The sequence below is a fragment of the Pseudoalteromonas rubra genome (genome assembly GCF_000967655.1).
GTDB lineage: Bacteria > Pseudomonadota > Gammaproteobacteria > Enterobacterales > Alteromonadaceae > Pseudoalteromonas > Pseudoalteromonas rubra_A.
In genome coordinates this window covers 180,659-187,019 of record NZ_JXYA01000026.1, presented here as the reverse complement: position 1 = coordinate 187,019, position 6,361 = coordinate 180,659, and the positions used below count along the sequence as shown (strand labels likewise).

Here is a 6,361-nt window from a genome sequence, read left to right as displayed (position 1 = left end):
TAAATAGCAAAATTTTTGCCTAGTTATCGAACATATTTTCTCGCCTCAAAATAGAACACTTAATTAAGCAAATTGGTATTACTTTTCTTCAGTCTGGCCTAACAGGCCAGACTGAATACTCAGCGATACATGCCTAACTCTGTCCCTTCTTTTTTACATACCGCCTCAATCGCGGGGTGTCTTGAAATACCACTTAAGTAACGTCCCAGATGCTCAAATTGCAGCGGCGGTTTGGCAAGCTCGTCGGCCCAGATACAGAGCATAAATAAATAGCAATCACAGACCGTGAACTGCTCACCAACCATATAGGTTTTATCTGCCAGATGTCTGTCGAGCAGGGTCAGCATATCTTGCACACGCGACTGCTGGGTTCTGACAATATCGTCATACATGAGTGCACTTTGCGTGTGGCGCTCCGGGTAAAAGTAGATCATCAGCTCAGCCTGAACTGTGGTCGTCAGATACATTAGCCACTGGTAAAATTCCGCTTTTTGTTTTGGCTCTGCAGGAATTAAATGACCATCGGGGTGCTTTTCACATAAGTAAAGACAAATAGCAGCACTTTCGAACAGAACAAACTCGTCATCAACTAAGGTTGGGATCCGTCCTGTCGGGTTGAGTTGTAAATATTGTGCCGATCGCTGCACATTTTTTTTTCTGTCGACCAGTTCAAGCTGGTAGGGGACCTTGAGGGCTTCGAGAACAAAGTGAGGCGCTAAACTCGCGTTTCGTGGATAGTAGAACAGTGTATACATGGTTAGCCTTAAATAGTTTATGTCGTAGGTTTAAACTCCTTTTCGGCGATTCCTATAGGACTGTAGGACAGCATCAACCATTAAACAAATGGAACCTTGCATATTCGCCAAAAAAAATGCCAGCTTGCGCTGGCATAATTTGACTAGGGCTGATAATAAATCGGGGAGTTTGGCCCGACCGGCAAGCCGAAACCGAATACCCAGATATAGAACAGCGCCACCCAGCCGATAAAGAAACACATGCTGTAGGGCAGCATGGTCGCGACCAGAGTACCGATCCCCATGTCTTTTTTGTACTTGGTGGCCACCGCCAATATCAAACCAAAGTAACTCATCATAGGTGTGATCAGGTTAGTAACTGAGTCGCCAATTCGGTATGCGGCCTGAATGGTTTCAGGTGCATAGCCGACTAACATCAGCATAGGCACAAAGATAGGCGCGGTAACCGCCCACTGCGCTGAAGATGAGCCCAGGCTCAGGTTCACAACCGCACACATCAAAATAAACAGAACAAAGACTTCCGGGCCTGTCAGGTTCAGCGCTTGTAGCATCGCTGCGCCGTTAATTGCCAAAATGGTACCCAGGTTGGTCCACTTAAAGAAGGCTACGAATTGAGCAGCAAAGAACACCAGCACTATGTACATACCCATTGAGCTCATGCTCTTACTCATGGCGTCGATGACGTCACGATCGTTGCGCATAGTGCCGACAACGCGTCCATAGACAAAACCGGGAATAGCGAATGTCACAAAGATGAATACAACAATGCCTTTGAGGAAAGGAGAGCCGGCGACGGCGCCTGTTTCAGGATGACGCAGAATGCCGTTTTCAGGCACAATGGTTAATGCCAGTAAGGCTGATACCACCAGCAAAGCAACACCAGCCCATTTCAGGCCAGACTTTTCTTTGTCTGTCAGGTGTTCAATGTTGTTGCTGGACAGGTCAATGCTGGCTTCGTCCGGGTTGTATTTGCCAAGGCGAGGCTCAACAATGGCTTCTGTTACCCAAGTACCTACGGTGGCTATCAGGAATACCGAGATCATCATGAAGTACCAGTTTGCCTCAGGACCAACCTGGTAGGTTGGGTCAATCATCTGCGCGGCGGGTGTAGTGATACCGGCAAGCAGCGGGTCTATGGTACCCAGTAACAGGTTGGCACTGTAACCACCAGAGACCCCGGCAAAGGCTGCGGCAAGACCTGCAAGCGGGTGACGCCCCAGGCTATGGAAAATCATGGCAGCGAGGGGGATCAACACAACATAACCGAGTTCAGAAGCTGTGTTAGAAAGAATCGCTGCGAACACAACCATAAAGGTAACTAATCGCTTAGATGCGCCCATGACCATACCGCGCATGGCCGCTGAAAGCATACCTGAGTGTTCTGCTACACTCACACCCAATAGCGCAACTAATACGGTCCCCAGTGGCGCAAAGCCCGTAAAGTTAGTAACGAGACCGGTGACGATACGCTGCAGACCTTCTGCACTCATCAGGCTGACGACCTCGATCACACCGTCCGGCGCTCTGCCTTTTGCACCTTCCGGGCGCGGATCTATGGCACTGAGCCCCATCCAGTCTGCGATACCACTGAAAATGACAATGGCGATACAGAACATGGCAAACAGGGTGATAGGGTGGGGCAACATGTTGCCCAGAAACTCAACCGTTGCTAGAAAGCGGTTAAACAGGCCGCCTTGCTTTTGCTGGTTGGATTGATCAGCTGACGTCTCTACAGCATTCGACATAGCAAATTTCTCGATTATAAAAAATGCCGTTACTCTACCACCAATCGCGCATTTGTTTTATAGCTACGCGTTAATTTTGAAAGAATCTGAGACAAAATGAGTAAAATACCCACTTGTACCTATGAACACTGGTTACTGTTTAGCCTCATTAGCCATTTGATAGATAAAGTTAAGCTTGTTAATAAAGTCCTCTTTATTCTTTTCGTGTTGATAATCCAGGTGATAGGTGTTGTGAAAGCCAAACCTGAGTAACAAGGCGCTGCCTTCCAGGTAAATAGTGTAACCGTCCGGATCTGAGTAGGCTCGGATCCCTTCAAATAATTTGCCATTTTCATCGGCTTCACCGTGTTGCTGAATATATTCATAAACGGCGAGGATCTGGCGACTGTCGATATCGTTTTTCATTATCTGCTCCTGTTAATCTGCATAGAGGTGCAATTTCCCTTAAACGGCTTGTAAATCAGTCCGTTTGGCACAAATCATCCGGACTAGTTCCACTGTAACGCAAGCTGTGGCAGGATCAATGGCTAAAGCCGTATTTTTGGAGTTGTTTTGCAAATACATTTTTTAGGAACCTCGTCAGGTAGTCCCAGTCTGAGCCGAAATATGTCGGCAACTGGGGTGAGTTTCGAAAAATCCAAATCCTGGTTGCTGGTGGATTGCGGTGAAGCCACTCAACATCAGCTGCTTAGAGCGGATCTCTCTCCCTATCACCTGAGCGTGATTTGCATTTCTCATTTACATGGTGATCATTGTTATGGCCTGCCAGGTTTGCTGGCGTCAATGGCTATGTCGGGCCGCACTGATCCTGTTTACTTGATTGCGCCACAGGCTGTGGTTCAGTTTGTTATGTCGACCCTGGCACTGACTCAGGTCACCTTGCCTTTTGACTTACATACGATGGCCATAGAGCAAACTGATCAGTTTATTTCTTTAGAGTTTTGCTATATCGAGATCATCCCTTTGAAGCACAGAGTGCCAAGCTTTGGATTCAAAATCACAGAGGCGCTTATTCCACGTAAACTGAGGATTAAACAGCTTCACAGTGAAGGTATAGCGAGCGGGCCGCATTACAACTTGCTGCAAAAAGGTCAGGATGTCATTTACCAGGGTCAACGGCTTGCGGCCAACACTTATGCATTCCCCAGCTGGCGACCCAGAAGCGTGATTGTTTGCGGGGATAATGAAAAGCCCTCGCTACTGTCGTCATACTGCGACGACATAGATATGCTGGTGCACGAGGCGACATTTACTCACCCGGATCTGATGCGGGTTGGCACCCATACCGGTCACAGCGATGCTAAACGGGTTGCGCAGTTTGCCCAGCAATATCAGATCCCAGCACTCATACTGACCCACTTTAGTGTGCGTTATCATGGTGAGGGCATGCTTGACGTACTAGAGAATGAAGCCAGAACACACTTTCACGGGAATTTGCGCCTGGCTTACGACTTTTTGGTTTTAACCGTGCCTAAACAGCTACTTTCTGAGTGAGCAGAAAAGCCCCCAGTCTTGTTCGACCTGATTGGCATAACCGTTCGCTGTGTCAATCAGTTCATCTCTGGCCGCTGGCAAAACATCTGTAACGACCTGTTGAAACATCAACGAGCGACGATCGCCACGCATGTGCGCATAGGCGAGCGCAGTAGCACAGGCTTGTGCGTACTGACATAAGCCATCGCGCTGGGCGGCGCGTTTGCCTAACACAATATGCTCAGGGTCAATGCCAACTCGTGCATGATGACGCGAGCGCACCAGCCAGTGTGTGCCTTGCCATAATGCATCATCTAAAACCAGATCGGGTCGGCGCTGCATTTTGCGCTGGCAATTAACGGTCAGGTGCGCATGGTTAAGGCGATTGGTTGGGCTCAGGTCGGTGAAATAATGTAGTGGCGCGGCCAGTTGCTGTTGTTTAACTTCTACTATGTGATACAGCTCGGCTGAAGAGCAAAACTTAGGACCAACCAGCAGGTAGTAACGTTTCAGGTTATTAGACCCTGTTCCGGCATCCAGGCGCTCAACACAGTCGATTATTTCGTCATCGACATAGGGGCGGAAGTACTCAATCAAGGCATTGCTGAAATCTTCGTGTAAGCGAACAAATTTTTCATCATCATCCTTAAACTGAAGCGGAGTGTTATTTAAGTCCACTTCTTTGGCCAGGCTACTCTTCAGATTAAAGGCTGCGCCCCCGACCAGACGTTGTAAGCCTTTTTGCCAGCGTTTATGTAAAATATGCTCCTGAGCGAACTGAGTAAGGGCGCTTTGGTTGTTGTTTTCCCCGCGTAACGACGCCTCACAGGTGGCCACATAGCTGTCGATAAAAGTGTGCTGGGCCCGGTGAACCTGTGCCATGTCAGCCAGGGGCTTCTGCCGCAGCTTCATATCCTCACTGTTACTTTGCAACAAGGCACCTTCTTGCTGGGCCAGAGGCAGGCTGACTAAAAAACGCAGTAAGTCCCATACTGCATGGCCGACGCAGGCATCATCAAAGTCATTCGGCGAAAAAACCAAAGTGCCGCCGTGCGAGCCTTCCTCGCTTAAAAACCCAAAGTTACTGGCATGGCAGTCTCCGAGTACGTTAGTTAAAGGTAATTCAAACAGGGTTTTAGGCAACGAAATAACCTCTTGCGCCAGATCCCGATACATCAAAGGGGCACTGCCGCGGAAAAAGCGAAAAGCGCTGGAAGCCATTTTGCTGTGCTTAGCTAAGGTCATGCTGGGATGTGTCCCGTCATGATGATCAAAATATTGACCGAGTACATCTGCTCTTTCCATTAGTCCTTCCTCTTGTGTTTTATACCTAAATGCTCTTTTGCCAATCTGACCACGTTTGGGTCCACCGGTGGGGGAGTCGTGTCTACTCCGTCGCTGAGTGTTTTTACCAGGGTCTTGAGTACTTCGACCCGGGTATACCATTTATGCTCCCCAAGGACCAAATGCCAGGGGGCTTGCTGGGTATCGGTGCGGGCAAACATATCGTCTATAGCTTGTTCATAATCGTCGCGTCTGTTGCGGTTACGAATATCTTCTTCAGTCAGTTTCCAGCGCTTATAAGGATTATTAAGGCGCTCTTCAAAGCGCTTCAGCTGCTCCTGAGCACTGATATGCAGAAATAGTTTCACCACCTTCACATTGTCATCATGAAGCAGTCGCTCAAACTCATTAATTTCCTGATAGGCCCGTTGCCATTCACTTTGTGTTGCGAACGCTTCTACGCGTTCGACCAATACGCGGCCATAGTAGGAGCGGTCAAAGATGGTCAGGGTGCCAGCCTTTGGCAGTTTATTGTAAAAACGATATAGATAATGCCTGCCTTGTTCTTCGTCTTTTGGCGCGCTGATGGGAAAAACCTGATAACCCCTTGGGTCCAGCCGTTCAGTGATGCGGCGAATAGCGCCCCCTTTGCCGGCCGCATCCCAACCTTCAAAGATGATCAGCGCGCGGCGTCCCTGGTGATAGTAGGCTTGCTGCACGTGCAACAGCTCGTTTTGCCAGTATTTCAGCGCCCGCCGATAGGCTTTTTTGTCATCCAGTGCCGGATGCTCCAGCGGTGCTTTGACCGTGATCTGGCGATTTAATAATACACTAAGCTTAGGTTCAATATTCACAACTCTACCTCGTTGGCAGTGATCACTGTCATGGTCGCGCTTTTTGCCAGCTTGATACCTCTACGCTAGCTCAGAACAATGACAGTTTTGTTAAGACTGTTTTGTGACAGTTGAAAACTTAACCGTCATTGCTTTTCAAAACAACCACAATGTTGCGCCATACTGACAGAGTTTTTGCTTTAAAAGGTTGATCTCGACATAGAAACGATGCAATCAGGCAATAAAAAAGCAGCCGGATGGCTGCTTTGAC

At 48.4% G+C, this 6,361-nt stretch carries 6 protein-coding genes; 1 reads left to right on the top strand and 5 read right to left on the bottom strand.

Going from position 1 to position 6,361, the window contains the following annotated elements:
* Window positions 1–119 precede the first annotated feature (119 nt).
* From TW77_RS12315 to TW77_RS12305, 3 genes are all read right to left on the bottom strand, one after another.
* Entirely contained in the window at window positions 120–755 is a 636-nt protein-coding gene (locus tag TW77_RS12315; protein WP_046005276.1) for a glutathione S-transferase family protein, read from the bottom strand.
* A 143-nt stretch (window positions 756–898) separates the two neighbouring features.
* The gene (locus TW77_RS12310) at window positions 899–2,500 is read right to left on the bottom strand and encodes an AbgT family transporter (RefSeq protein ID WP_046005275.1); all 1,602 of its coding nucleotides are present in this window, start codon (window positions 2,498–2,500) and stop codon (window positions 899–901) included.
* A gap of 132 nt (window positions 2,501–2,632) precedes the next feature.
* A complete protein-coding gene (locus TW77_RS12305; RefSeq protein WP_046005274.1) occupies window positions 2,633–2,905 on the bottom strand; it encodes a DUF3081 domain-containing protein in 273 nt (90 codons plus the stop codon).
* Window positions 2,906–3,106: 201 nt separating this feature from the next.
* On the opposite strand from TW77_RS12305, the gene TW77_RS12300 reads away from it, so the two are divergent.
* Complete coding sequence (locus tag TW77_RS12300; protein WP_046005273.1) at window positions 3,107–3,994, top strand: ribonuclease Z; 888 nt, start codon at window positions 3,107–3,109, stop codon at window positions 3,992–3,994.
* On the opposite strand, the gene TW77_RS12295 is transcribed toward TW77_RS12300, so the two are convergent.
* Together TW77_RS12295 and TW77_RS12290 are read right to left on the bottom strand one after the other, a co-directional pair.
* On the bottom strand, window positions 3,980–5,278 hold the full coding sequence (locus TW77_RS12295) for a DUF2252 family protein (RefSeq protein WP_046005272.1): 1,299 nt from the start codon (window positions 5,276–5,278) through the stop codon (window positions 3,980–3,982). The two genes, TW77_RS12300 and TW77_RS12295, sit on opposite strands and share 15 nt — an antisense overlap.
* Window positions 5,278–6,111 (bottom strand): polyphosphate kinase 2 family protein, encoded by an 834-nt coding sequence (locus TW77_RS12290; protein ID WP_046005271.1) that lies wholly within the window; start codon window positions 6,109–6,111, stop codon window positions 5,278–5,280. Before TW77_RS12290 ends, TW77_RS12295 begins: the two co-directional genes overlap by 1 nt.
* Window positions 6,112–6,361 lie beyond the last annotated feature (250 nt).